This window comes from Falsiruegeria sp. JB4-1, from assembly GCF_055693495.1.
Map to the genome: position 1 here is coordinate 478,394 of NZ_JBVFTZ010000001.1, position 23,152 is coordinate 501,545.

The 23,152-nt window shown below is 57.7% G+C and carries 23 protein-coding genes and 3 pseudogenes; 20 read left to right on the top strand and 6 right to left on the bottom strand.

Annotated features, from left to right (window positions below; all coding sequences use genetic code 11):
* Positions 1 to 48: 48 nt before the first annotated feature.
* From ACZ1HE_RS02340 to hemN, 3 genes and pseudogenes are all read right to left on the bottom strand, one after another.
* Positions 49 to 351, bottom strand: coding sequence for a hypothetical protein (locus ACZ1HE_RS02340; RefSeq protein WP_472619397.1), 303 nt, complete (start codon positions 349 to 351; stop codon positions 49 to 51).
* Complete coding sequence (locus tag ACZ1HE_RS02345) at positions 281 to 1,972, bottom strand: elongation factor G (protein WP_472619398.1); 1,692 nt, start codon at positions 1,970 to 1,972, stop codon at positions 281 to 283. Before ACZ1HE_RS02345 ends, ACZ1HE_RS02340 begins: the two co-directional genes overlap by 71 nt.
* Positions 1,973 to 2,213: 241 nt before the next feature.
* Positions 2,214 to 3,568, bottom strand: a pseudogene (gene hemN, locus ACZ1HE_RS02350) (oxygen-independent coproporphyrinogen III oxidase).
* 61 nt (positions 3,569 to 3,629) lie between these two features.
* Between hemN and fnrL the strand changes: the two are divergent.
* Together fnrL and ACZ1HE_RS02360 are read left to right on the top strand one after the other, a co-directional pair.
* Positions 3,630 to 4,373, top strand: coding sequence for a transcriptional regulator FnrL (gene fnrL, locus ACZ1HE_RS02355; protein WP_472619399.1), 744 nt, complete (start codon positions 3,630 to 3,632; stop codon positions 4,371 to 4,373).
* A gap of 64 nt (positions 4,374 to 4,437) precedes the next feature.
* Entirely contained in the window at positions 4,438 to 4,692 is a 255-nt protein-coding gene (locus ACZ1HE_RS02360) for a GlsB/YeaQ/YmgE family stress response membrane protein (RefSeq protein WP_472619400.1), read from the top strand.
* Between the two features lie 370 nt (positions 4,693 to 5,062).
* Here ACZ1HE_RS02360 and ACZ1HE_RS02365 read toward each other — a convergent pair whose 3' ends face one another.
* Positions 5,063 to 5,902 (bottom strand): universal stress protein, encoded by an 840-nt coding sequence (locus ACZ1HE_RS02365; RefSeq protein WP_472619401.1) that lies wholly within the window; start codon positions 5,900 to 5,902, stop codon positions 5,063 to 5,065.
* A 197-nt stretch (positions 5,903 to 6,099) separates the two neighbouring features.
* Here ACZ1HE_RS02365 and ccoN point away from each other — a divergent pair.
* The 4 genes and pseudogenes from ccoN to ccoP all read left to right on the top strand — a co-directional run bounded on the left by ccoN (position 6,100) and on the right by ccoP (position 9,520).
* Positions 6,100 to 7,708, top strand: a pseudogene (gene ccoN, locus ACZ1HE_RS02370) (cytochrome-c oxidase, cbb3-type subunit I).
* A 14-nt stretch (positions 7,709 to 7,722) separates the two neighbouring features.
* On the top strand, positions 7,723 to 8,451 hold the full coding sequence (gene ccoO, locus ACZ1HE_RS02375; RefSeq protein WP_472619402.1) for a cytochrome-c oxidase, cbb3-type subunit II: 729 nt from the start codon (positions 7,723 to 7,725) through the stop codon (positions 8,449 to 8,451).
* Positions 8,452 to 8,462: 11 nt separating this feature from the next.
* Entirely contained in the window at positions 8,463 to 8,648 is a 186-nt protein-coding gene (locus ACZ1HE_RS02380) for a cbb3-type cytochrome c oxidase subunit 3 (RefSeq protein ID WP_085794038.1), read from the top strand.
* The gene (gene ccoP / locus ACZ1HE_RS02385; RefSeq protein WP_472619403.1) at positions 8,645 to 9,520 is read left to right on the top strand and encodes a cytochrome-c oxidase, cbb3-type subunit III; all 876 of its coding nucleotides are present in this window, start codon (positions 8,645 to 8,647) and stop codon (positions 9,518 to 9,520) included. Before ACZ1HE_RS02380 ends, ccoP begins: the two co-directional genes overlap by 4 nt.
* 150 nt (positions 9,521 to 9,670) lie before the next feature.
* Here ccoP and ACZ1HE_RS02390 read toward each other — a convergent pair whose 3' ends face one another.
* Positions 9,671 to 9,826, bottom strand: coding sequence for a hypothetical protein (locus ACZ1HE_RS02390; RefSeq protein ID WP_472619404.1), 156 nt, complete (start codon positions 9,824 to 9,826; stop codon positions 9,671 to 9,673).
* 99 nt (positions 9,827 to 9,925) lie between these two features.
* Here ACZ1HE_RS02390 and ACZ1HE_RS02395 point away from each other — a divergent pair, with 99 nt between their 5' ends.
* The 12 genes from ACZ1HE_RS02395 to rplA all read left to right on the top strand — a co-directional run bounded on the left by ACZ1HE_RS02395 (position 9,926) and on the right by rplA (position 20,776).
* On the top strand, positions 9,926 to 10,807 hold the full coding sequence (locus tag ACZ1HE_RS02395) for a LysR family transcriptional regulator (RefSeq protein ID WP_472619405.1): 882 nt from the start codon (positions 9,926 to 9,928) through the stop codon (positions 10,805 to 10,807).
* Between the two features lie 200 nt (positions 10,808 to 11,007).
* Complete coding sequence (ccoG, locus tag ACZ1HE_RS02400; RefSeq protein ID WP_472619406.1) at positions 11,008 to 12,435, top strand: cytochrome c oxidase accessory protein CcoG; 1,428 nt, start codon at positions 11,008 to 11,010, stop codon at positions 12,433 to 12,435.
* Positions 12,436 to 12,437: 2 nt separating this feature from the next.
* Entirely contained in the window at positions 12,438 to 12,896 is a 459-nt protein-coding gene (locus ACZ1HE_RS02405; RefSeq protein ID WP_472619407.1) for a FixH family protein, read from the top strand.
* 4 nt (positions 12,897 to 12,900) lie between these two features.
* Entirely contained in the window at positions 12,901 to 15,084 is a 2,184-nt protein-coding gene (locus tag ACZ1HE_RS02410; protein WP_472619408.1) for a heavy metal translocating P-type ATPase, read from the top strand.
* A gap of 4 nt (positions 15,085 to 15,088) precedes the next feature.
* Positions 15,089 to 15,247, top strand: coding sequence for a cbb3-type cytochrome oxidase assembly protein CcoS (gene ccoS / locus ACZ1HE_RS02415; protein WP_472619409.1), 159 nt, complete (start codon positions 15,089 to 15,091; stop codon positions 15,245 to 15,247).
* Between the two features lie 21 nt (positions 15,248 to 15,268).
* Positions 15,269 to 15,673, top strand: a complete 405-nt coding sequence (locus ACZ1HE_RS02420; RefSeq protein WP_472619410.1) for a (R)-mandelonitrile lyase — start codon at positions 15,269 to 15,271, stop codon at positions 15,671 to 15,673.
* Between the two features lie 163 nt (positions 15,674 to 15,836).
* A complete protein-coding gene (locus tag ACZ1HE_RS02425; RefSeq protein WP_472619411.1) occupies positions 15,837 to 16,886 on the top strand; it encodes a hypothetical protein in 1,050 nt (349 codons plus the stop codon).
* Positions 16,887 to 16,979: 93 nt separating this feature from the next.
* Positions 16,980 to 17,177, top strand: coding sequence for a preprotein translocase subunit SecE (gene secE / locus ACZ1HE_RS02430; RefSeq protein ID WP_164660327.1), 198 nt, complete (start codon positions 16,980 to 16,982; stop codon positions 17,175 to 17,177).
* Between the two features lie 208 nt (positions 17,178 to 17,385).
* Positions 17,386 to 17,919, top strand: a complete 534-nt coding sequence (gene nusG, locus ACZ1HE_RS02435; protein WP_085796206.1) for a transcription termination/antitermination protein NusG — start codon at positions 17,386 to 17,388, stop codon at positions 17,917 to 17,919.
* Positions 17,920 to 18,092: 173 nt separating this feature from the next.
* Positions 18,093 to 19,478 carry a DUF3179 domain-containing (seleno)protein gene (locus tag ACZ1HE_RS02440; protein WP_472619412.1) on the top strand — a complete coding sequence of 462 codons (1,386 nt, stop codon included), beginning with the start codon at positions 18,093 to 18,095 and terminating at the stop codon, positions 19,476 to 19,478.
* 172 nt (positions 19,479 to 19,650) lie between these two features.
* Positions 19,651 to 20,076, top strand: coding sequence for a 50S ribosomal protein L11 (rplK, locus tag ACZ1HE_RS02445; RefSeq protein ID WP_085794049.1), 426 nt, complete (start codon positions 19,651 to 19,653; stop codon positions 20,074 to 20,076).
* A 1-nt stretch (position 20,077) separates the two neighbouring features.
* Complete coding sequence (gene rplA / locus ACZ1HE_RS02450; RefSeq protein ID WP_472619413.1) at positions 20,078 to 20,776, top strand: 50S ribosomal protein L1; 699 nt, start codon at positions 20,078 to 20,080, stop codon at positions 20,774 to 20,776.
* 23 nt (positions 20,777 to 20,799) lie between these two features.
* On the opposite strand, the gene ACZ1HE_RS02455 is transcribed toward rplA, so the two are convergent.
* Complete coding sequence (locus ACZ1HE_RS02455) at positions 20,800 to 21,573, bottom strand: hypothetical protein (RefSeq protein WP_472619414.1); 774 nt, start codon at positions 21,571 to 21,573, stop codon at positions 20,800 to 20,802.
* 388 nt (positions 21,574 to 21,961) lie between these two features.
* Between ACZ1HE_RS02455 and rplJ the strand changes: the two genes are divergently transcribed.
* Both rplJ and rplL read left to right on the top strand, forming a co-directional pair.
* Positions 21,962 to 22,480 (top strand): 50S ribosomal protein L10, encoded by a 519-nt coding sequence (gene rplJ / locus ACZ1HE_RS02460; protein ID WP_472619415.1) that lies wholly within the window; start codon positions 21,962 to 21,964, stop codon positions 22,478 to 22,480.
* A gap of 81 nt (positions 22,481 to 22,561) precedes the next feature.
* A pseudogene (gene rplL, locus ACZ1HE_RS02465) lies at positions 22,562 to 22,937 on the top strand (50S ribosomal protein L7/L12).
* Positions 22,938 to 23,152 lie beyond the last annotated feature (215 nt).

A 23,152-nucleotide genomic window follows, 5' to 3' on the forward strand; every position in this document is an offset into this window, starting at 1 on the left:
GCAGTGTCCCGCGAGGGGCACCAACGACGGGCGCGAGCACTCCGAGCTTCACTTGGCGGGTGCCATCTTGGCTTTGGTGCTTTGTCCGCGCATTTCCTCATAATGATCAAAGCTTAAATTCACCCAGCCGGTGCCACGTGTTGAACTTGCAATTGTGCGATGCAACTCGTCTTCTGCCACTGCCGGAAGCAGAGCATTGAATATCTCCCACCCGGCTGCATTGGGGTTGGCTTCAAACCCAAGAACTTGACCCTGAAGGCTGCTGATCGTCGGAACCATATCACCGACGAATGCAGAAGGCAGATGAATTTCGGCGTGCAGAATCGGCTGCAATACCTTGGGTTTCGCCATTCCGACCGCCTCGCGCACAGCCACTTTGCCTAGCCATCTTGAACGCATAGTCCGAGCTGTCGACGTTGTGGTGTTTTCCGTCCGTTAAGGTGACTTTGACGTCAACGACAGGGTGCCCTTCGGGGCCTTCGGCCAAAGCGTCCAATGCACCGGACTCGACGGAAGGAATGTAGTTTTTTGGTACTGCCCCTCCTTTCACAGTTTCGTCGAATTGAAACCCTGAGCCGCGCGGCAGTGGGGATACCGTCAGTACAACATCCGCAAATTGCCCGGCTCCGCCGGATTGCTTGCGATGCCGGTGCCGGTGATCGACAGATTTTGATATCGTCTCGCGATAAGCCGTCTCCACTGGCTCGGTCGTCACTTTGATACCGAAATCCTCGGCCAGCTTCTCTGACAATCTCCGCATGTGTTGCGGCCCTTGTGTGCCCAGAACTGCATGGCCGCTCAACTCATCTTGCGACTGTTGCAGGCCGGGATCGATGGCATTCAGCCGTGACAGCGCATTTGACAGCCGAACGTCGTCGCGTTCATTGGTGGGGGATATTTTTTGGCGGTGACTGGGTGCATGGCTGGTCGCCCATTCGGGTAGAGGTAAGGACCCGCTGCTGTCATAGATCAATCCCGGGTTCAGGTGGTCGGATTTAACAGCCAACCCGATGTCACCCGCATTCAACCGTTCAATCTGGGCTTTGGTATCCAAGGCGACCAGAGAACCAACAGTGTCACCACCCAGATCTTCATGTGCAGAAACCCCGTCGCCTAGTCCACGTAGAACGGTGATTTTGCCGATATGCTTTTTTACGTCCGCAAAGCCCGCGATGGCACGCGCCTTTTCATCGGCCTCATCGCGGTCACTGGCGATATCGAACTCGGGCGCCTCATGGCGCAGGGCCTTCATCATTCGGGTAAGCCCATTCGCGTGGCTTGCTGCGCCAAGGTACGCGGGGATCAGCTGATGATTTTGGAGCACTTTGGCTGCCAGATCGAAAATTTCTTCGCTGGCTGGCTGTTTGTCCTCGATCAGCTGCTCTAGCAAATCGTCGTCGAAATCCGACAGCGTTTCCAGTAACTCGGTGCGGGCCTCTCGCTCGCGGTCTTCGGCAGAGGACGGCAACTCGATCAATGCTGACGGTTGTCCCTCTTGATACCTCCAGGCACGTTCCGAGATCAGGTCGACTGCACCGACGATTTGCTCCTCTTCGCGTATGGGGATTTGGCGCAGTGTGATGTGATGCGTGCAATAGGCCTGCAGGGCTGCGGCGATGTCGCGGACGCGGCCGTTGGGGTTATCCATCTTGTTGATGAACAGAAAACTTGGGATGCCAGCCTCTTCGACAAGGCGAAGGTACGGGGCTGCCAGCACTGCGGCATCCGGGTCTGGCGGTACGACGATCACGGCCGCATCGCTGATCGCCATGGCAGGCCCGACATAGGCCAGTGCGTCGCCACCGCCGTTTACGTCGACGGCGCACCAGGGTTCATTGAGGTAGGAAAAACCGTGCAGGTGAACCACATCGGAGACGCTGAATTTGGTGGATCGCCCGTCCAGGCGGCTGATCGCCTCGACGAGCGTGGATTTGCCTGATTGGGTTGGGCCTAAGACGGTAAAGACGCGCATTTGAATATCCCTCTGACTGGTGCACAGCACGGGTTTCGAAGCTGCACGAAGGGGTCAGACGAACTGTGATTTGTTCGTTCAGGGGTCTTGTAACCTGCCTGCCTCGGAACGCGCAGACCCTGTGGTCGGCGGCGTTTCATCTTTTGAGTGTCGGAAATCGCAGGCAGTTCCGTCAAGTCTTTTGGAAGGTGTGCGGCGGGCCTCAGGGCGCCCGCCGCTCTGATCCGGCTCTCCCCCCGGATCAGATGGCCGAGCTGTGCCCGGCTTTGCTGAGGTCATATTCATCAAACCCGCGTGCTATCATCCGCGTCAGCGGGCGCGCATCGGGGGGATGAACAGTCCCTCGTTCGATACTCGTAGTACCCCATCAAACGCGCGATTGACCTGTTCGAAAAGGCCATCCAAGGCTCTCGGGGAAATCTCGTGGTTGCTTAGGATCTCCTTTCGGTCGATCCGGAAATCGCACATCAAACCCTCGATCAGACGGCCCCGTAGAATATCCTGCCCTTTGAACCGATGACCACGTGAGGTCGAGAATCGGCCGTCGCGAATAGCGGCAGTATGGGCCGAGGTGGCCGGGGCGTTCTGAGCGTAGCCGCGTGGGAACCGTGAAATGGACGAGGCGCCAACGCCGATCAACACATCGGCCTGATCGTCGGTGTAACCTTGGAAGTTCCGCTTGAGCCGCCCGGCCTTGAGTGCATGGGTCAACCCGTCGTCCTGGGTGGCGAAATGGTCGATCCCGATTTCGGCGTAGTTATCCCATTTGAAAAGGCGGCGGGCTGTCTCAAACAAATCCAGCCTCTCTTCGGGGGTGGGCAGCTTGTCCGAAGGGATCAGCTGTTGCCGCTTGGCCATCCAAGGCACATGGGCATACCCATAGAGCGCAACCCGGTCCGGATTGAGCGACAGCAGCTTCTGTACGCTTTCGGTCATCCGCGCCTTGGTCTGATGCGGCAGGCCAAACAGGATGTCGGCATTCAAACTGGCGATGCCGCGCTCGCGGATCATCTCAACCGCCTCGCGGGTGATGTCATAGCCCTGGATGCGACCGATGGTTTTCTGGATGATGGGGTCGAAATCCTGCACCCCGATCGAGGCGCGGTTCATGCCTGCCTCGGCCAGTGCATCCAGACGATCTGTGTCGATCTCGTTGGGGTCGATCTCGACCGAAAACTCGGCGTTGTCGCCCAAAGGGGCCACGTCAAAGATCGCTTGGGCCAGATCCGCCATCATAGCAGGTTGCAGCAATGTTGGCGTGCCGCCGCCCCAGTGCAGCCGCGACAGAGTGATTCCCTTGGGCACGCGGGCAGCAATCAGGCGTAACTCGGATTTCAACGTTTCCAGATACGCCTTTACCGGGTCGTCTGATTGCGTGCCTTGAGTGCGGCATGCACAGAACCAACACAGGCGACGACAGAATGGCACGTGAATATACAGGGAAATCGCGCTTTCAGGCGCAATTTCGGACATCCACTGCCCAAAAAGATCAGCCCCCACGTCATTGCTGAAGTGGGGCGCGGTCGGGTAGCTCGTGTAGCGGGGGACTTTCGCGTCAAATAGTCCGAGCTGAGCCAATTGGGATTTCGCTATCATTCCGATACTGTAATATGAGCCTTCAACGAATAACCTTGACCCAGATCAATTGGGGCAGATCATGACCACTCAAACTCTACATGTTCCCTCCGCCTGCGGGGATTGTCCGATCCGGCATCGTGCCGTGTGCTCGCATTGCGACCACGACGAATTGCTGGAGTTGGAGGAGATCAAATACTACCGCACGTTCGAGGCCGGACAGACCATTATCTGGTCTGGAGATATGATGAGCTTTGTGGGCTCTGTCGTGTCCGGTATCGCGACGCTGACGCAGACAATGGAAGATGGCCGAACCCAGATGGTTGGCTTGTTGTTGCCGTCCGACTTTGTAGGCCGTCCCGGTCGCGAGGGCGCGGCATATAACGTCGTGGCGACGACAGATGTGGTCATGTGTTGTTTCCGCAAGAAACCATTCGAAGAGCTGATGGTGCGCACGCCGCACATCGCGCATCGTCTGCTGCAAATGACGCTGGACGAGCTGGATGCCGCACGCGAATGGATGCTGGTTTTGGGGCGCAAGACGGCGCGGGAAAAGATTGCCAGCCTGTTGTCGATCATTGCGCGTCGCGATGCGTCTGTTGCCGCCAAAGGAAATGCTGGCCCAACAACCTTTGACCTGCCGCTCACGCGCGAGGCGATGGCCGACTATCTTGGCCTGACGCTGGAAACCGTGAGCCGTCAGATCTCGGCCCTGCGAAAAGACGGGGTGATTCATCTGGAAGGAAAGCGCCACGTGACCATTCCTGACATGCGCCGCTTGATGGAAGAGGCCGGTGATGACAGTGACGGTGGTTTTTTGAACTGAGCACTTGCTTGCGTGGCGCATCGCTGGTTGTCTCGATCTGACAAGACAGTGAAAGGGTAAGGTTATGGAATTCAGCAGCGTTTTTGCGATGCTCATCATCGGGGCTTTGGCCGGGTGGCTCGCAGGCAAACTGATGGAGGGCCGGGGATTCGGTATCCTGGGCAATGTCGTTGTCGGCATTGTTGGCGCTTTTGCGGCCGGGTTGATTTTTCCGGCGCTTGGGTTTTCCGTTGGTGGCGGGTTCATCGCGTCCGTGTTTCACGCCACCATCGGTGCGGTCATCTTGCTCTTTCTGATCGGATTGATCCGCAAAAATTGAATGAAAACAGGCGCGCGAGTGCCAGTTTATGCCGAGAAAGCGGAAACAATTTACCAACCAGATCGGGGTTAACAAATCCTACGGTTCGAGAAGCGGACATCCAGCGGCTCTTGCCAGATTTCCACTCCGAGCCCTAAGTGTCAGATGTTGCGCCAGTTGTGAATTGCAGTGATGCGCAGATAGCAACTTTAGGAAAGTCGCGCGGGCGGCCCCAACCGATCATTCAACTACAAAATAGCGAATGTCTGCTCAATCCTCGCGAGCAAACCTTCGAGAGATGACGTTCAAAGAGCCCGCCACATCTGCGGCGGGTTCTTGTTGCGTCAATCTTTGCGGCATGGGCTGAGCCTAAAAAGGCGCCCGTTTTGTATCAGTGGGCCAGGAAGACCGGGACCGACCCTTTTTCCAGCATGTTGCGGGTGGCTCCGCCCAGGATGGCCTCACGGAAACGCGAGTGGCCGTAAGCGCCCATCACGATCATCTCGGCCTCAGTATCCGCAGCATGGCGGTTCAGTACGTCAGATACACGTGGCATGGTTTTGCTGAGCACGTCGATTTCGCAGCGAACCCCATGACGGGCTAGCATCTGCGACAGCAATCCACCCGGATCCGAACGGTCTGGCCCATGTTGCGGCGGATCAATCACCACAATCCGCACGGTTTCGGCGGCAACCAGGAAGGGCAGAGCGCGGCGGATAGCGCGCATGGCCTCAATGCTTTCGTTCCAGGCCACCAATACGGTTTTGGGCTGCGCCACAGGTTGCGAGTTGTCCGGTACAATCAGAACCGGTGCGTGGCCTTCGAACATTGCCGCCTCGACGATCGGCTCGGCCTCGGCGCCCTTGTCGTCGCCATAGGGGCGCTGCAACACGACCAGATCCGAAAAACGAGCGCGATGCGCCACATGCCGCCCGATGTCAGCAATCTGCGCTACGCCGTCTTCGGTAGACCAGCGCGCGTTCGTTGATTGTAGATATGCCTTGGCCGCTGCGTTGATCTCTTCGGCGTCGGTATTAGCCCGTTTCAGAGATTCTTGCAGAATCATCGCGTTGGCACCGGCGTAGTAATATCCGGTTTGCGAACGATCGACGCCGAGGCACAGCGCCTCGACATGGGCGTTCTGTGCCTCGGCCAAAGCGACCATTTGCTCAAGCGCCGCCTTGGGCAGTTCGGGACTCGTTAGTACTGTTAGTAGAGATTTGTAAGCCATTTGAACCTCTTGACTACAATGCGCAACTTTAACGTTTGTGCATTCTCATATTCATTAAGTTATGCCTGTCACAGATTTCGCGTTAGTGTCTTGATACAGATCAAAGCAAGTTGGACCTCCGTTCTTCATGTAGCGCCTAGTCTGAATTCGTCTGGCGTGACGCAAAGATCGCGTGGGACAAGGCAAAGGGACGCAAAATGTCGAATTATATCAAGCTTATCGCGCTTGGTGTGGTGGCCATCTTCGCCATGATGGCGGCCAACTACGCGCGCGATCCGGCTTACATGGTGCATGCGATCATCATTCTGATCGTCACCGGTGGGCTATTTCTTTGGACACTGCGCCATACGGACGAGCCAGAAACCTACGTCGACTACTCTGGTGAGTATATGGACGGTGTGATCCGCTATGGCGTGATCGCGACGGCGCTTTGGGGCGTTGTTGGCTTTCTTGTTGGTGTGGTCATCGCATTTCAGCTGGCATTTCCGTCGCTGAATTTTGAATGGGCTCATGGGTATGCCAACTTTGGTCGCTTGCGTCCGCTGCACACATCGGCGGTGATTTTTGCCTTTGGTGGTAACGCGCTGATCGCAACCTCGTTCTATATCGTACAACGTACATGTGCGGCGCGGCTTTGGGGCGGCAACTTGGCGTGGTTCGTGTTCTGGGGCTATCAGCTGTTTATCGTCCTGGCCGCAACCGGCTACCTGCTGGGCTCGACGCAGTCCAAAGAATACGCCGAACCCGAATGGCACGTTGACCTGTGGTTGACCATCGTCTGGGTCGCCTATCTGGCTGTGTTCCTGGGCACCATCATCAAACGGAAAGAGCCGCACATCTACGTGGCGAACTGGTTCTTCCTGTCGTTCATCGTCACCGTCGCGATGCTGCATGTGGTCAACAACCTGGCCCTGCCGGTGTCGATTTGGGGCTCGCGTTCGGTCATGGTGATGTCCGGCGTGCAGGATGCGATGACGCAATGGTGGTATGGCCACAACGCTGTAGGCTTCTTCCTGACCGTCGGCTTCCTGGGTATGATGTACTACTTCATCCCGAAACAGGCCGAGCGCCCGGTTTTCAGCTACAAGCTGTCGATCATCCACTTTTGGGCGTTGATCTTCCTGTACATCTGGGCCGGTCCGCACCACTTGCATTACACCGCGCTGCCTGATTGGGCCTCGACGCTTGGTATGGTGTTCTCGATCGTGCTGTGGATGCCCAGTTGGGGTGGCATGATCAATGGTCTGATGACGCTATCTGGCGCTTGGGACAAGCTCCGCACCGACCCGGTGATCCGGATGATGGTGATCTCGCTTGGCTTTTACGGCATGTCGACTTTTGAAGGTCCGATGATGTCCATCCGCGCGGTCAACTCGCTGTCGCACTACACCGACTGGACCATTGGCCACGTACACTCGGGCGCACTTGGTTGGAACGGCATGATCACCTTTGGTGCGCTGTACTTCTTGGTGCCCGTTCTGTGGAAACGTGAACGCCTCTACTCGCTCAGCCTCGTGTCTTGGCACTTCTGGCTCGCGACCATCGGCATCGTGCTCTACGCCGCGTCGATGTGGGTCACCGGCATCATGGAGGGCCTGATGTGGCGTGAAGTGGACGCCAACGGCTTCCTCGTGAACTCGTTTGCTGACACCGTCGCAGCCAAGTTCCTGCCCTATGTGGCACGCGGGGTTGGTGGTCTCATGTTCCTCTCTGGTGCTGTGATCATGTGCTACAATCTGTGGATGACTGTGCGGAAAGCGCCTAGCCAAAGAGGCCAGCCTGACCGTCGCGGTCCCGGCTGAATAAGGAGGGCCGGAGCAATGGCAATTCTCGACAAACATAAAATCCTCGAGACCAACGCGAGCCTCCTGCTGATCTTCAGCTTTTTGGTCGTGACTATTGGTGGCATCGTGCAGATCGCACCGCTGTTCTGGTTGGAAAATACCATCGAGAAGGTGGAGGGCATGCGCCCTTACACCCCACTCGAACTGGCCGGGCGCGAAATCTACATCCGCGAAGGATGTTACAACTGCCACAGCCAGATGATCCGCCCCATGCGGGACGAGGTCGAGCGCTATGGTCACTACTCGCTGGCAGCGGAATCGATGTATGATCACCCGTTCCAGTGGGGATCCAAGCGGACCGGGCCAGACCTGGCGCGTGTGGGTGGTCGCTATTCGGATGAATGGCACGTCGATCACATGCGTAACCCGCAGGCGGTGGTGCCGGAATCTATCATGCCAAAGTATGGCTTTCTGGAAGAGACCCGGATTGACGGTAAATACATCCAGGATGTCATGACCAGCCACTCGATTGTGGGCGTGCCCTACTCGGATGAGATGCTGGCGCAGGCGCAGGCTGACTTCCGCGCTCAGGCCGACCCGGACAGCGACTATGACGGTCTTCTGGAACGTTACGGTGACAAGGTGAATGTCCGCAACTTTGACGGTCAGCCTGGTATCTCCGAAGCGGATGCGATCATCGCTTATATGCAGATGTTGGGCACGTTGGTCGATTTCTCGACCTTCACGCCTGACGCAAGCCGCTGAGGGAGGGGATCATGGAAGAATACACCTTTCTACGGCAACTCGCAGACAGCTGGTTTCTGGTCGGACTGTTCGCCTTCTTTGTAGGGGTAGTGTTCTGGGTGTTCCGCCCAGGCAGCACCAAAACCTATCAGGACACTGCGAACATCCCGTTCCGTCATGAAGACAAACCCGCCACATCCAAGGAGGCGAGGCAATGAGCGACAACACGTCTGAAAAGAAGAACGAGCACGGCAATGGCACAACCGGCCACAGCTGGGACGGGATCGAAGAATGGGACAATCCCATGCCACGTTGGTGGGTCTGGACCTTCTACCTGACCATCATCTGGGGTATCGGATATGTCATCGCTTACCCTGCTTGGCCACTGATTAACGGGGCAACTGCTGGGGTTTTGGGGTGGTCCACGCGTGCCGATGTAGCGGCCGAGATCCAGGCCGTCGAAGAAGCCAACGCGCCGATTAACGCCAAGTTGGAAGCCGTCGATCTGAATGCGATCGTCGGCGATGCCGAACTGAACACCTATGCGGTGTCAGCGGGTGGCGCTGTGTTCCGCACGTGGTGCGCGCAGTGTCACGGGTCAGGTGCGGCGGGTGCCAAAGGCTATCCCAACCTGCTTGATGACGACTGGCTTTGGGGTGGCGACATGGAGGCGATCCACCTCACCGTGGCTCACGGCATTCGCAACGAGGACAGCGACGATGCGCGCTATTCCGAGATGCCTGCCTTTGGTCGCGATGAGCTGTTGACCGAAGAAGAGGTCGATCAGGTCACCAACTATGTCATGTCGCTGTCAGGTGAGGCCAACGATGCTTCGCAGGTCGAGGCCGGTTCGGTGATCTATGCCGACAACTGCGCCTCGTGCCACATGGAAGACGGCACCGGTGATCGCGAGCAGGGCGCGCCCAACTTGGCGGATGCGATCTGGCTCTTTGGTGGCGACTATGAGGACATCAAGCACACGGTCACCTACAGCCGTTTTGGTGTTATGCCCGCGTGGAACACCCGCCTGACCGAAGCGCAAATCCGCGCCGTGACGGCTTATGTCCACCAATTGGGTGGCGGCGAGTGATTGCTCTTTGAGATACCTTCGGGCCCAAGGGCCCGAAGGCAGGCGTCGGCTATTCGATCTGTTCGCGCGTTTCCTGAATAGCCGACGCTGATAACCCCCAGACTACGGTCTGGTTCGCAGCCCGTCCACCTTTGCAGGTGGACGGGTTTTTCATAGGCGGGACTTGCGTGTAAACTGCGCCAGCACACGGGTGACCGCGGATTTCTTTTTCACAATGGCGCCTTCCGGCGGCTCAGGAAAAGAGGGTTTCCGGCGGGGCGCAACACGCGCGGCGGTGAGGAAGCTGTCTGCGTAAACTCCAAGCATTGCGAATGTCCTTTGTTGTTGGTGTCTGACATTCATATTGATCGGGACGGTAAAAAATGCGACTCAATCAGAATTCAGTTATGTAAGCTTGGGTTACACATGAGCTGGCGAAACATGCCGTCCCTTATCTCACTGCGTGCTTTGGATGCCTTTGCTGTAGAGGGAAATGTGGTCAATGCTGGTCAAGTTTTGAATGTTAGCCATGCTGCCATAAGTCAGCATATTAAGCAGCTCGAAGAGCATCTGGGGGTCTCGCTGGTTGATCGCAGTGGTCGCAGCCTTGTTCTGACGGATGAGGGCGAGCAGTTGGCGCGGGCCCTACGGCTTGGGTTTGGTGCGATCACGTCGGCAGTCGAGGAGTTGATGCAGGTCGATGCAGCGCGCCCGTTGCATATCTCGTGCACCTCGACTTTTGCGACCGTATGGCTGATGCCGCGGCTTCCGGATTTTCGCGCGAAACACCCTGAGATTGACTTGATGCTGGATCCTAACCCTCAGATCGTGACCCTGCGACCCGGGGGAGTGGATCTGGCGATCCGGCATGGTGACGGCAATTGGCCGGGGATGGATGTTGAAATGCTGGTACCCTCTGCAATTTCGGTGGTGGCTTCCCCTGCGTTGCTGGAGGGTCGGCCGAGCGTGACGCCCGAGGAGTTGGGGGAACTGCCCTGGTTGGAAGAGATCGGGGCAAACGAGGCCAACACCTGGTTTGAAACGCATGGGGTCGAGCTGTTGTCGCGTGGCGCTCGCATTCAATTGCCCGGAAACCTGCTGATCGAAGGGGTGCGCGCCGGGCAGGGGGTTGCGGCGACGGTGCGCAAGTTTGTCGAGGACGATCTTGCGTCTGGTCGGCTGATCGAACTCTTCTGCGACGAAGTTGCACGGGGGTACTTCATCGTGACCCGACCGGGTGTTCAGAGACCGCCGTTAAAGGCCTTCCTTCAATGGTTGAGACGCCAAAAAGCAGCGGAAACGCCCTAATTTGAGGGTGCTGGGCCGGTTTTTGGTCGAATTTCGAAAATTCGATGCACCCAATATACCAACGTGTGCAAGCCGCATGCCGGATCACAGGGCAAATTAAAACGTGAACCTTGGATACGCTTTTTGACCCATGTCAAAGTTGCCTCATGTATAACCTGTGAAAACACGCCTCGATTAACCCCACTATCTGGAGTGACGCCGTGAGCGATTCCGAGCCCGCCCCCAGCCTGTACGCCGCCAGGGAACCGATCTTTCCTCGACGCGTTTCAGGACCGTTCCGTAACCTCAAATGGATCATCATGGCGGTGACCCTCGGGATCTACTATCTGACCCCCTGGATCCGCTGGGATCGTGGCCCCAGCCTGCCGGATCAGGCCGTGCTTTTGGATATGGCGAACCGGCGGTTTTATTTCTTCTGGATCGAGATCTGGCCGCATGAATTCTACTTTGTTGCGGGTCTGCTCATTATGGCGGGGCTTGGCCTGTTCCTGTTTACATCGGCGCTCGGTCGCGTGTGGTGCGGATACGCCTGCCCGCAGACCGTATGGACCGATCTGTTCATCTTGGTGGAACGCTGGATCGAAGGGGACCGCAACGCCCGTTTGCGCTTGCATCGTCAAAAGAAACTAGACTTTCGCAAGGTTCGCCTGCGGGTCACCAAGTGGATCACATGGTTGCTGATAGGGTTGGCGACCGGCGGGGCCTGGGTGTTCTACTTCGCCGATGCGCCAACACTCGCCGTGGATCTGGTAACCGGCAATGCGCACCCAATCGCTTACACCACCATGGCCATTCTGACGGCAACCACCTTCTTCTTCGGTGGGTTTGCTCGCGAGCAGATCTGTATCTACGCCTGCCCATGGCCGCGTATTCAGGCCGCGATGATGGACGAGGATACTCTGACCGTCGGCTATCGTGAATGGCGGGGCGAGCCGCGCGGCAAGGGCAAGCGGACGGCTGATTCCGAGCTCGGCGATTGCATCGACTGCATGGCTTGCGTCAACGTCTGCCCCATGGGCATCGACATTCGGGACGGGCAGCAGATGGAATGTATCACCTGCGCACTGTGCATCGATGCCTGCGACGACATGATGGAAAAGATTGGCAAGCCACGCGGTCTGATCGACTATATGGCGCTGAGTGACGAAGCCGGTGAGCGTGCGGGTAAGCCGCCCAAGAACATCTGGAAACACATCTTCCGTCCGCGCACGATGCTATACACGTCTCTGTGGAGCCTTGTGGGCGTTGGCCTGTTGTTTGCCCTGTTCATCCGGTCGGACATCGAGCTGACTGTGGCCCCTGTGCGCAATCCGACCTTTGTAACCTTGTCGGATGGCTCGATCCGGAACACCTATGACGTACGTCTGCGCAACAAGCACGGCGAAGAGCGGCCATTCCAGCTGTCCATCGTCGGTGACCCCTCCATGCGGATTGAGCTTGAAGGGCTGTCTGGTGATACTGTGGAGGTGCCCGCCGATACCTCGTTCCTGCAGCGGGTGTACATCGTTGCGCCCAAGGACGCGGTCCCGGCCAACACAGGCAGCTCTGACGTGCGGATCTGGATCGAGGATACGTCGAACGGGGATCGCGCGTTCAAGGACACGAACTTTAACGGGAAAGGCAACTGATCATGGCCGAGCGTGAGTTTACCGGCAAACATATGTTGGCCATTTTCGTCGGGGCTTTTGGGATCATCATCACGGTCAACTTGATCCTGGCCTACAACGCCGTTGCGACCTTTCCGGGGCTCGAGGCCAAGAACTCGTATGTTGCGTCGCAACAGTTCAACGAACGCCGCGATGCGCAAGAGGGGTTGGGTTGGACTGTTGACGCTGAAGCCAAGGGCGGTCTGGTGATCCTGTCGATATTGGATGAGGCGGGTCAGCCGGTTCAGGTCGCGGAACTTGAGGCCGTGTTGGGCCGGGCAACCCATGTGAAAGAGGACTTCGAGCCGGATTTTCAGTTCGATGGCACCGCCTATGTGGCCAAGGCAACTTTGGGCGGTGGTAACTGGAATATTCGCATGAAGGCCAAGGCGCAGGACGGCACCGATTTCGTCCAGCGCGTTGTGCTGGATGTGAGGGGCTGACCTGATGGCGACGGCCACTGCACGACCCCAACCTGCTGCGGCCTGCGCCGGTTGTGTTGCCACTCCGACCGAGCCTGCCCGCCCGATCCCTGAGGATGTGCAACTGGCTCTGTCGTTGCCGACTATCCACTGTCAGGCCTGCATCTCCAAAGTCGAGCGGGCCTTGAACGCGGTGCCGGGTGTGCAATCGGCGCGGGTCAACCTTACGCTCAAACGGGCGATGATTCAGGCGGAGCCCGAGATGCGTGCCGATGCTTTGATCCCCGTGCTCGAGGCTGAGGGGTTCGAGGCGCACGAGCTGGACGCCGGTGCTCTGTCAGTCACCGGCAGTGACAAGGCCGGGCGCGAGCTGTTGATGCGGCTGGCGGTGGCCGGCTTTGCCTCGATGAACGTCATGCTCTTGTCGGTGTCGGTGTGGTCCGGGGCCACTGATGCGACGCGGGACATGTTTCACTGGATCTCGGCCGCCATAGCACTGCCTGCGATTGCCTTTGCGGGCAAGCCGTTCTTCGAAAGCGCCTGGAGCGCGCTGCGGGTGCGCCGCCTGAACATGGACGTACCGATTGTGCTCGCCATCGTGCTGGCGCTGGTCACCTCGCTTTGGGAAACGGCGCTCAGCGGCGAGCATGCCTATTTTGATGCGGCTCTGACGTTGGTGTTTTTCCTGTTGGCGGGCCGCTATCTGGATCACCGCACCCGTGCCATTGCGCGATCGGCAGCGCAGGAGTTGTCCGCGCTCGAAGTGCCGAGGGCGTTGCGGATCGAGGATGGCGTCGAGCATGAAGTTACCGTGGCCGACCTGCGGATCGGTGATCTGATCCGGGTGCGGCCTGGCGGGCGCATGCCTGTAGATGGCGCGATTGTCGAAGGCCAGTCAGAACTCGACCGGTCGCTGCTGACTGGGGAAACTGTTCCCGTTTACGCGGAACCCGGCACAAACGTGAGTGCGGGCGAGGTCAATTTGACTGGGCCGCTGACCATTCGCGCCTCGGCCGTGGGGTCGGACACATCATTGCACCAAATGGCTGATCTGGTGGCTGTCGCTGAATCTGGACGCTCGCGGTATACGTCACTGGCGGATAGCGCGGCAAAGCTTTATGCGCCGGGCGTCCATATTCTGTCTGCGCTCAGCTTTGTCGGTTGGTATCTTTATTCCGGGGATCTGCGTACGGCGTTGAATATAGCGGCTGCGGTTTTGATCATCACATGTCCCTGCGCCCTTGGTCTGGCCGTGCCTGCGGTGACGACTGCGGCTTCTGGTCGGCTATTCCGCAAGGGGATGTTGATCAAGCACTCCACCGCACTTGAGCGTTTGGCTGAGATCGACACGGTAGTTTTTGACAAGACCGGCACGTTGACCCAAGGCACGCCAGAATTGACCAACCTCGATAGCGTTCCGCGCGATGCTGCGTCGATCGCAGTTGCTTTGGCGGAGGCCTCGTCGCATCCGCTATCACGCGCAGTGACCCAATCGGCCCAGGCCGTGGGGATCAAACCTGCAGACGTTACGGACGTGACCGAGGTGCCAGGCTTTGGGACGCAGGGCTTGTTGAACGGTCAGATCGTTCGATTTGGTCGCGCCGCCTGGGTCGGCGCCGAGCAAGGTGCACATACCGCCGCTTGGCTTTCGGTTGATGGTGCGGAACCCGTTGAGTTCCGCTTCAACGACGCGCTGCGCCCTGGGGCTGAGGAGGCCGTGTCGTCCCTCATCGCGTCGGGCAAGCAGGTGATCTTGATGTCTGGCGACACCACCGGTGCGGTTCAGGCCTTGGCAGAGCGTCTTGGCATCGCTGATTGGCTGGCCGAAGCGTTGCCGCAGGACAAGGCAGCACGGATCACCGAGATGACGGGACAGGGGCAGCGCGTGCTGATGGTTGGCGACGGCTTGAACGACACGGCGGCCCTGACGGCGGCGCATGTCTCGATCTCTCCGGCGACAGCACTGGATGCGGCGCGGGTGGCGTCGGATATCGTGTTGCTTGGCACGGATCTTTCCCCGATTTCCGAGGCGTGCGATGTGGCTAAGAAAGCGACACGACGCATTCGCGAGAATTTCCGTATCGCGACCGTGTACAACGTGATTGCCGTGCCATTGGCCGTGGCCGGGTTGGCAACACCGCTGATTGCCGCCTTGGCGATGTCGACCTCTTCGATTACGGTTTCGCTCAACGCATTGCGGCTGAGGTAGACTGATGGAAGTGATCTCAATCCTGATCCCGATTTCCCTGTTTCTGGGGGCTGTTGGTCTGATCGCCTTTGTCTACACCGTGCGCAGCAATCAGTATGATGATCCCGAAGGGGATGCGCGCCGCATTCTCAGCGATGAATGGGACGACAAGCCCAAGCCGTAATCCCGAAAGGATACCAAGCAAATGGATATCTATCGCGCAGGCACTCGACCCACTCGCAAGGCTAAAGCAGAGTGGTTCACAGGCACCGTCTGGCAGGATCCGATCATCGAAGCGCCGGAACCTGCCCGCCTCCGGGCTTTGCGGGTTGGGTTTGAACCCGGCGCGCGCACGGCCTGGCACACCCATCCTCTGGGGCAGACGCTGCATGTACTCAGTGGCGTAGGCTTGGTCGGATTGCTTGGCCAGCCCCCTCAGGTGATCCGAGCAGGCGACACGGTCTGGATTCCGCCGGGTGAGGAACACTGGCATGGCGCAGGTCCCGAAACCGGAATGGTGCACATTGCCATGCAAGAGGGGCACGATGGGCGCGTGGCGGATTGGCTTGAACAGGTCAGCGATGCGGACTATCTGGCGCCGCCCCAATAAACCTCAGATTTTTCCACTTTCGACATGACGTTGGCCAAGTGTTGACGCAATTTGGCGTCACTGAGTTCTTCAGGGCTTTTGTTCTTGGAGAGTTTGGATGCTGAGTTTGTTTTTCAGATTGCCGTTTTGGGTGTATTTGGTGATGGCTGTGTGTTTCGGGTACATGACCGAACAGATGGTTGTTCACGACCGACAGAAAGAAGCTGAAAGAGCAGAAGCTCTGAAACAAGAACCGCCGAAGGTCGTTGATCTGAGCGCTTATGACCCGTCCAGCAATAAGGCGCTTGCTGATGAAGTCGTGGTCTCGGGCTGGATCAACACCGAGCACAACACAGAGCTGACCAAATCCAAAAATGGTGTCACAACTGGCACGCGCTATATGTTTGTGATGGCCGGACAGGGCGATTCCGAAGGTTCCAAGATCGCGCGCGCGGTGATTATCCTGACCGAGGCCGAGCGTGATTTCTTTGCCGACAATTCGGGTCAGTTCCTGAGTGGGTTGTTGCCGCAAGGGTTCGAGATGACATTCAATGGTCGCGCGACATCTTCCACGTCGTTCTCGGATGTGGCCCGCAAGGCAATGAAAGAGCAGGGCGTCACACGAGCCGAGAACTTCTTTTACCTTGAACCGTTTCTTCACGGTCGTGAAGCCGCGCTTGGGCCCGACGCGAACGGGGGCCAGAACATCCGCACATTTGGGTATGGGGTCGCGGGTGTTTTGGTTTTGCTTTCGCTCAGCAAGATCATGTTGCGCCGCAGCAACAAGCGTCCGCAGGCGCCGGACAGCTTTGTGCAAGGGCCGATTGTTTCGACCGGAGTTGACCTGCATTCGCAGCCAGCGGCACACACTGCGTACGCAAAGGACAGCCCCTTGGGACGGCTTGCGGACGCCAAGCCATTGCCATGCACTGATGTCGAGTCTCAGGCCAACCTAGAGCGGCGCGACTTGCCAAATCGAGGAACGAGGCTTTGGGTCAAGATGCTCTGTGGAGTCGCGGGCATTGCCGCGCTGTATTCCCTGCCGCCGACCGTGGTTGCCATAGTGGTCGTAGGGGTGCTCGCGTGGCGCTTGATGCCGCGAAACGGTTCGCGATCCAACGCAAGCGGGATGGTGTCAGGCGTTTGGGCAAGTGGACGAAGCAAGCAGGTGTCACGCAAACTGGCCAGCGACCCGTTTGAACGCCTGCGTCAGCCCGATCACGGCCAGGTATGACAAGGGGCAGGGACGGCGGGGCAAAGCGGCCTTGAATTTGCTGGCCAGCCCCGTTATGTCCCCTTCATTCGGTAGAGAAGGAATGACAGCCAAATGGCCACCACCAATCCGATCCAGTTTATTCAGCAAGTCCGCGCCGAGGTTTCCAAGGTCGTCTGGCCGACTCGCCGCGAGGTTCTGCTGACCACGGTCATGGTGTTCATCATGGCAGCCCTGACAGCTGTGTTCTTTGCGTTGGTCGACCTGTCGATTCGCGAAGGGCTCAAGCTGGTTTTGGGCATGTTCGGCTAAAGCCGAACTGGCAAAACACGGCGTTGCCCTCTTGCGCATTTTGCGCTGTCAGAGTAGGTGACGCACTACCTTCGGGATGGGCGTGCGGCGATTCGAGCTGCGCGCCGCTTTTTATTCCGGGAGTTGCGGCAGGAGAGGCCGCAGGCAAACACAGGTTTTTGGGTCGAGCCCGGTTGGGCGGGCTGAACAGGACAAGGACGGCAGGTTCATGGCGAAACGGTGGTACTCGGTCAGCGTACTTTCGAACTTCGAAAAGAAGATCGCGGAACAGATCCGCACCTCCGTGGCCGAGCAGGGTCTGGAAGATGATATTGATGAGGTTCTGGTCCCCACCGAAGAGGTGATCGAAGTTCGTCGCGGCAAGAAGGTCACCACTGAACGCCGCTTTATGCCGGGATACGTTCTGGTTCACATGGAGATGTCGGATCAGGGCTATCACCTGATTAACTCGATCAACCGGGTCACCGGTTTCCTGGGGCCTCAGGGGCGTCCGATGCCGATGCGTGACGCCGAAGTTCAGGGCATCCTGGGCCGTGTTCAGGAAGGTGAAGAAGCACCCAAGCTGCTGATCACCTTCGAAGTGGGCGAAAAGGTCAAGGTCAACGACGGCCCGTTCGAAGACTTCGACGGCATGATCGAAGAGGTCGACGACGACAACCAGCGCCTCAAGGTGTCGGTATCGATCTTTGGCCGCGAAACTCCGGTCGAGCTGGAATTCACCCAGGTTACCAAACAGATCTAATGGCGGTTCGGGCGCGGTGCGCGCCTGATACCTACAGCGCCGCTGATCCAATCCCGTTCACTTATCTCTGAGCGAACGTGATTGGATTAGCGGCGCAATTGCTTTGACAGTACACGTGGTAGAACTGGCGCCCAGAATGGGTGGGTTCACATGGCTAGCTGAGCGAGGCGTTCATGTTTTCTGTTATCAATTCCTGCATCCGGGTGCTGTGCTTGCTGTTCTTGGCAGGCTGCTTTTTTGCCGCGCCGACGTCGACCAACGCACAGCAACCGAACCAACTGCCCGCCTATGTAATCGAAGAGTTTGGGCAGCCTCCGGCAATTCCAAAGGGATCGCTTTCGCGTGAGCTTAAGCGCGCGGTGCGTACGGCTTTGGTCGACAGCCTAAAGCAATCAGTTTGGGGGCCGGATCAGAAAGACGCCCTTGCCACGATCGCGCAGTCCAATGATCCGCGCATCGCCTGGGCCATCAGTGACATAATGCGGTTTTCCTGGCGCCAACGTTTCGACGATGATCTGGCAGAGGCTGCGGCGTCGCTGTTGGGGATTACCTACCAATCTAATCAGCGTTGGGATGAGATCACCAACCATCTCATCGCGTGGGACATCCCTGCATATCCGGGATACCTGAAGACCAAGCGCGCCATTTTCACACAGTTGGTGCCCGGATGGGATCGCATTTTTGTCAAAGGGGATATCGACTGGCGGCTGGTGTCTTGGGGCGGAGTGCCGATTGATGATCGCCCCTTTGATCAGACCGACATAGCCTGCAATTGCATCCCGGCGGCTGATAACCCCGAGGTCAGCTCGGCCAAGGAAGCAAAGTGGGTCAAGGACAGCGATATCATTTTTGGCATCGAGGTGAATGGAGAGTACCGGGCCTATCCCAGACGCATCATGGAAGTGCGCGAAATGATCAATGACACGCTTGGCGGGCGTGATCTGGGTATTCCCTATTGCACGCTGTGTGGCGCGGCACAGGCATACTTCACTGACGGATTGCCAGCGGGGGTGAAGCGCCCAGTCCTACGTACGTCGGGCCTGCTGATCCGATCCAACAAGGTGATGTATGATCTCGAGACCTTTTCGGTGTTCGACACGTTTCTGGGCAAGGCCGTGACCGGGCCGTTGGCGCGTCGGGGCATTGTGCTCGAGCAGGCCACGGTTGTGACGTCAGATTGGGGCTCGTGGCGTCGTGCGCATCCGGAAACAACGGTTCTGGTCGAAGAGTTGGCTTTGGGGCGTGACTTTGACTTTCGCAACGGTCGGGATGCGGGTGGGCCGATCTTTCCGGTTGGGGATGTCGATCCAAGATTGGGGGTGCAGGAGGATGTGATCGGTGTGGTCACGGCCTCGGGTACTCCAGTGGCTTTCCCCCGTGACAAAGCCTTCCTTGCCTTGCGCGCAGGAGAGGAGATCGCTTATGAAAACGTCCGGCTGAAATTGGATGCGGGTGGGATCAAGGCGATTGGCGCGGATGGCTCCGATCTGGGCAGCCATCAGGCGTTCTGGTTCGCCTGGTCACAGTTCTATCCGGGCACCGTACTCTGGACGCCCTGACGCTTTCAAAGCGGCGCTTGCAATACGCTGAGCGATGCTCTAAAGCGCGACTCTGCTGCTTTTGCGGCAGATTCCCCTGTGGGAGGCGGCGTGATCGCGATCACCAAACCTGACCACGTTAACATGTCCGCCCGGACGCGTTCGGCGCGGAGTTATCAAGGAGATTGGCATTATGGCCAAGAAGCTTGCTGGTACAATGAAACTGCAGGTCCCTGCAGGTCAAGCAAACCCGTCCCCGCCGGTTGGTCCGGCTCTGGGTCAGCGCGGCATCAACATCATGGAATTCTGCAAGGCGTTCAACGCCAAGACGCAGGAAATGGAGCCCGGCGCGCCGTGCCCGACCGTGATCACCTACTATCAGGACAAGTCCTTTACCATGGACATCAAGACGCCGCCTGCGTCTTACTACCTGAAGAAGGCCGCCAAGGTTAAGTCGGGTGCAAACAACCCGTCGCGTGAGACCGTTGGTACCGTGACCGTGGCTCAGGTGAAAGAAATCGCCGAAGCCAAGATGAAAGATCTCAACGCCAACGACATCGAAGGCGCAATGCAGATCATCCTGGGCTCCGCCCGCTCCATGGGCATCGAGGTGAAGTAAGATGGCAAAGCTTGGTAAACGCACCCGCGCTGCGCGCGAAGCAGTCGCTGGCAAGGCAAACCTGTCGGTTGAAGAAGCTGTTGCACTGGTCAAGGGCAACGCAACCTCGAAGTTCGATGAAACCATCGAAATCGCGATGAACCTGGGCGTTGACACTCGCCACGCTGACCAGATGGTTCGCGGCGTTGTTGGCCTGCCCAACGGCACCGGCAAATCGATGCGCGTTGCTGTGTTCGCACGTGGCCCGAAAGCTGAAGAAGCTCAGGCTGCTGGTGCAGACATCGTTGGCGCCGAGGACCTGATGGAAACCATCCAGGGCGGCACCATCGAATTTGATCGCTGCATTGCGACCCCGGACATGATGCCCGTCGTTGGCCGTCTGGGTAAGATCCTGGGCCCGCGCAACTTGATGCCGAACCCCAAAGTTGGCACCGTGACCATGGACGTCAAGGCAGCCGTTGAAGCAGCCAAAGGCGGCGAAGTTCAGTTCAAAGCTGAAAAAGGTGGCGTCGTTCACGCCGGTGTTGGCAAAGCGTCTTTCGATGAAGCCAAACTGGTCGAAAACGTTCGTGCATTTGTTTCGGCCGTGTCCAAAGCAAAGCCTGCTGGCGCCAAAGGCACCTACATGAAGAAGATCGCTCTCTCCTCGACCATGGGTCCGGGTGTGACGATTTCGGTGGAGAACGCCGCCGCGGAATAATTTCCCGGTTTACGTAGTTAAGTTTACCCCGTTCCAGTCTCTGGAGCGGGGTTTTCTTTTTCGTCCAACTCATCTTGGACCCAGGTGGCAACCTTTGAGGTTTTCTGTAAGTAGTAGGCGCGTTCTTCCTCGCTCTGCCCGTCGTCAAGATACCAGGGTTTGTGTTGGGCCAAGAAGCCGCGGCCAGCCACCCTTAGTGCCGGAATGCGCGGTTGAAACCGACCGTACTTTGCAAGCGGAACCTTTGCGTTCGGAACCGGAACGTGAAGAAAGAACGTTGTATCTACACTTGCGGAATAAACGTTGGGTTCAAGCTTGTTGCGCCAAAAGCGTTTCTCCCATTGTTGGATGGGTACGGTCCGATTGAATCGTTTAAGCTTGATGTCCTTAAAAGTCCCATTGTCCGTAATATCCAGAGCCAACCCAACCTTGAGGCGCTCGTAACGAAGACCGAGTTCGAACATATGGGTCAGGAAGTCGGGAGCAGGGCGGCGGGGCAATGCCAGATCGGGGTCGGTGAAGATAAATGGTGCGTTTGGGCCCAGTAGGGTCTGCGCGACAATTATGGCGTTCCTGGGCCCCATGTTTTCGCCAAGACTGTGGAGGCGGGCTTTTGTCAGGAATTTCCGAGACGAGAGATACTCTAGCAGCTCAGGAGATTCCGAAGCGTTGTCGAGAACAGTCACATTGTGAAAGCCATGACGGTGGAACCAGTAAACCGTGGATTTCAGGTAACTGGGCTGGTTGAAGGAGTTAATGAAAACCGGAATAGCCTGACGAAGTAGGTTTTCGGTCATTGAGTGCCTCTGGTGTCAGCCTTGCTCGAGTTGAAGCTTTGTTCAACGCTCAAACCGTACCAGACAGTATGCGCCCGGAACAGATGGTTGTCATATTCCGGGTGAAAAAGGCGATTAAGGTCTTGGCAATCTCTGGGCGCGGCGCTATCTGAGTGGAGCGGAATAAAGCGTGCGATTCGTCGTGCGCTTTATTTTGTTTCGTCCAAGACGGTGGGTGACCTTGCGAAAGGTCTTAATCTCCTGCCTGAGACGGGAAAGACCAATGAGATCGAGGGCTGGATCCTCGGGCGAATTTTGGCTCAACCCCGTATTGCGGACTTGAACGCCGGGATTTCGGTTCCGGCAAATATGAGCCGGGGTGTCTGACACCCCAAACTTGGAGAGAACTGTGGATAGAGCCCAGAAAGAGAAAGTGGTCGAGGAACTCGGCCAAATCTTCGAAAGCTCTGGCGTCGTTGTGGTTGCCCACTACGTCGGTCTGACAGTTGCTGAGATGCAGGACCTTCGCGCACGTGCTCGTGACGCGGGTGGTGCTGTTCGTGTTGCCAAGAACAGGCTCGCCAAAATCGCCCTCGACGGAAAGCCGTGTGAAAGCATCGCTGACCTGCTGACGGGTATGACCGTTCTGACCTATTCCGAGGATCCTGTGGCTGCGGCCAAGGTTGCCGAGGACTTTGCCAAGGAGAACAAAAAGTTCGAAATCCTTGGCGGTGCAATGGGTGAGAACGCTCTGGACCGTGCCGGCGTCGAAGCCGTGTCGAAAATGCCTTCGCGCGAAGAGCTTATTGCTCAGATCGCAAGCATGCTTGGCGCACCTGCTTCGAACATCGCTGGCGCAATTGGCGCACCTGCAAGCAACATCGCAAGCATCCTTTCGACCATCGAAGAGAAGGCGGAAGCTGCGTAAGCGGTTAGCACTGAATGACTGGCGTCGGGAAATCCCAAAGACGTTGGAACACACACACTGTAAACGGAAAGAGCTGATACAATGGCTGATCTGAAAGCACTCGCAGAAAGCATCGTGGGTCTGACCCTGCTGGAAGCACAAGAACTGAAAACCATCCTCAAAGACGAATATGGCATCGAGCCCGCAGCTGGCGGCGCAGTTGTCATGGCAGCCGGTGGCGACGCCGGTGGCGCAGCTGAGGAAGAAAAAACCGAATTCGACGTCGTTCTGAAGAACAGCCGGCGCTTCGAAAATCAACGTGATCAAAGAAGTTCGCGCTCTGACAGGCCTGGGCCTGAAAGAAGCCAAAGAACTGGTCGAAGCTGGCGGCAAGATCAAAGAAGGCGTCGACAAGGCAGAAGCCGAAGACGTCAAAGGCAAGCTGGAAGCAGCTGGCGCCGAAGTCGAAGTGGCCTAAGCCATTCGGCAGGTGCATCGCTGATGCATCGCAAAATTTGGCTGGGCCCGGAGAAATCCGGGTCCAGCCGAACCTGTCTTAGAAAGGGCTTTGTTGCCCAAAGCCTTTTCTAAGACGCGGTTCATAGATCGGGAGGCCGCCACTCGGGACGGTGGCCATGAATTGATCTGATCGCGTTGTCTCGAATGGTTAAGCTGCTGGGGCCCGGCGGCAGA

Excerpts from the sequence above, each read along its gene's own strand:
- ACZ1HE_RS02340 (WP_472619397.1), bottom strand. The coding sequence starts at position 351 with ATGGCGAAACCCAAGGTATTGCAGCCGATTCTGCACGCCGAAATTCAT.
- ACZ1HE_RS02345 (WP_472619398.1), bottom strand. The coding sequence starts at position 1,972 with ATGCGCGTCTTTACCGTCTTAGGCCCAACCCAATCAGGCAAATCCACG.
- nusG (WP_085796206.1), top strand. The coding sequence starts at position 17,386 with ATGGCGAAACGGTGGTACTCGGTCAGCGTACTTTCGAACTTCGAAAAG.
- ACZ1HE_RS02420 (WP_472619410.1), top strand. The coding sequence starts at position 15,269 with ATGGATATCTATCGCGCAGGCACTCGACCCACTCGCAAGGCTAAAGCA.
- ACZ1HE_RS02455 (WP_472619414.1), bottom strand. The coding sequence starts at position 21,573 with ATGACCGAAAACCTACTTCGTCAGGCTATTCCGGTTTTCATTAACTCC.
- ccoP (WP_472619403.1), top strand. The coding sequence starts at position 8,645 with ATGAGCGACAACACGTCTGAAAAGAAGAACGAGCACGGCAATGGCACA.
- secE (WP_164660327.1), top strand. The coding sequence starts at position 16,980 with ATGGCCACCACCAATCCGATCCAGTTTATTCAGCAAGTCCGCGCCGAG.
- ACZ1HE_RS02390 (WP_472619404.1), bottom strand. The coding sequence starts at position 9,826 with ATGCTTGGAGTTTACGCAGACAGCTTCCTCACCGCCGCGCGTGTTGCG.
- ACZ1HE_RS02425 (WP_472619411.1), top strand. The coding sequence starts at position 15,837 with ATGACCGAACAGATGGTTGTTCACGACCGACAGAAAGAAGCTGAAAGA.
- rplK (WP_085794049.1), top strand. The coding sequence starts at position 19,651 with ATGGCCAAGAAGCTTGCTGGTACAATGAAACTGCAGGTCCCTGCAGGT.
- ACZ1HE_RS02410 (WP_472619408.1), top strand. The coding sequence starts at position 12,901 with ATGGCGACGGCCACTGCACGACCCCAACCTGCTGCGGCCTGCGCCGGT.
- ACZ1HE_RS02360 (WP_472619400.1), top strand. The coding sequence starts at position 4,438 with ATGGAATTCAGCAGCGTTTTTGCGATGCTCATCATCGGGGCTTTGGCC.
- rplA (WP_472619413.1), top strand. The coding sequence starts at position 20,078 with ATGGCAAAGCTTGGTAAACGCACCCGCGCTGCGCGCGAAGCAGTCGCT.
- ACZ1HE_RS02405 (WP_472619407.1), top strand. The coding sequence starts at position 12,438 with ATGGCCGAGCGTGAGTTTACCGGCAAACATATGTTGGCCATTTTCGTC.
- ACZ1HE_RS02380 (WP_085794038.1), top strand. The coding sequence starts at position 8,463 with ATGGAAGAATACACCTTTCTACGGCAACTCGCAGACAGCTGGTTTCTG.
- fnrL (WP_472619399.1), top strand. The coding sequence starts at position 3,630 with ATGACCACTCAAACTCTACATGTTCCCTCCGCCTGCGGGGATTGTCCG.
- ccoS (WP_472619409.1), top strand. The coding sequence starts at position 15,089 with ATGGAAGTGATCTCAATCCTGATCCCGATTTCCCTGTTTCTGGGGGCT.
- ACZ1HE_RS02440 (WP_472619412.1), top strand. The coding sequence starts at position 18,093 with ATGTTTTCTGTTATCAATTCCTGCATCCGGGTGCTGTGCTTGCTGTTC.
- ACZ1HE_RS02395 (WP_472619405.1), top strand. The coding sequence starts at position 9,926 with ATGAGCTGGCGAAACATGCCGTCCCTTATCTCACTGCGTGCTTTGGAT.
- ACZ1HE_RS02365 (WP_472619401.1), bottom strand. The coding sequence starts at position 5,902 with ATGGCTTACAAATCTCTACTAACAGTACTAACGAGTCCCGAACTGCCC.
- ccoO (WP_472619402.1), top strand. The coding sequence starts at position 7,723 with ATGGCAATTCTCGACAAACATAAAATCCTCGAGACCAACGCGAGCCTC.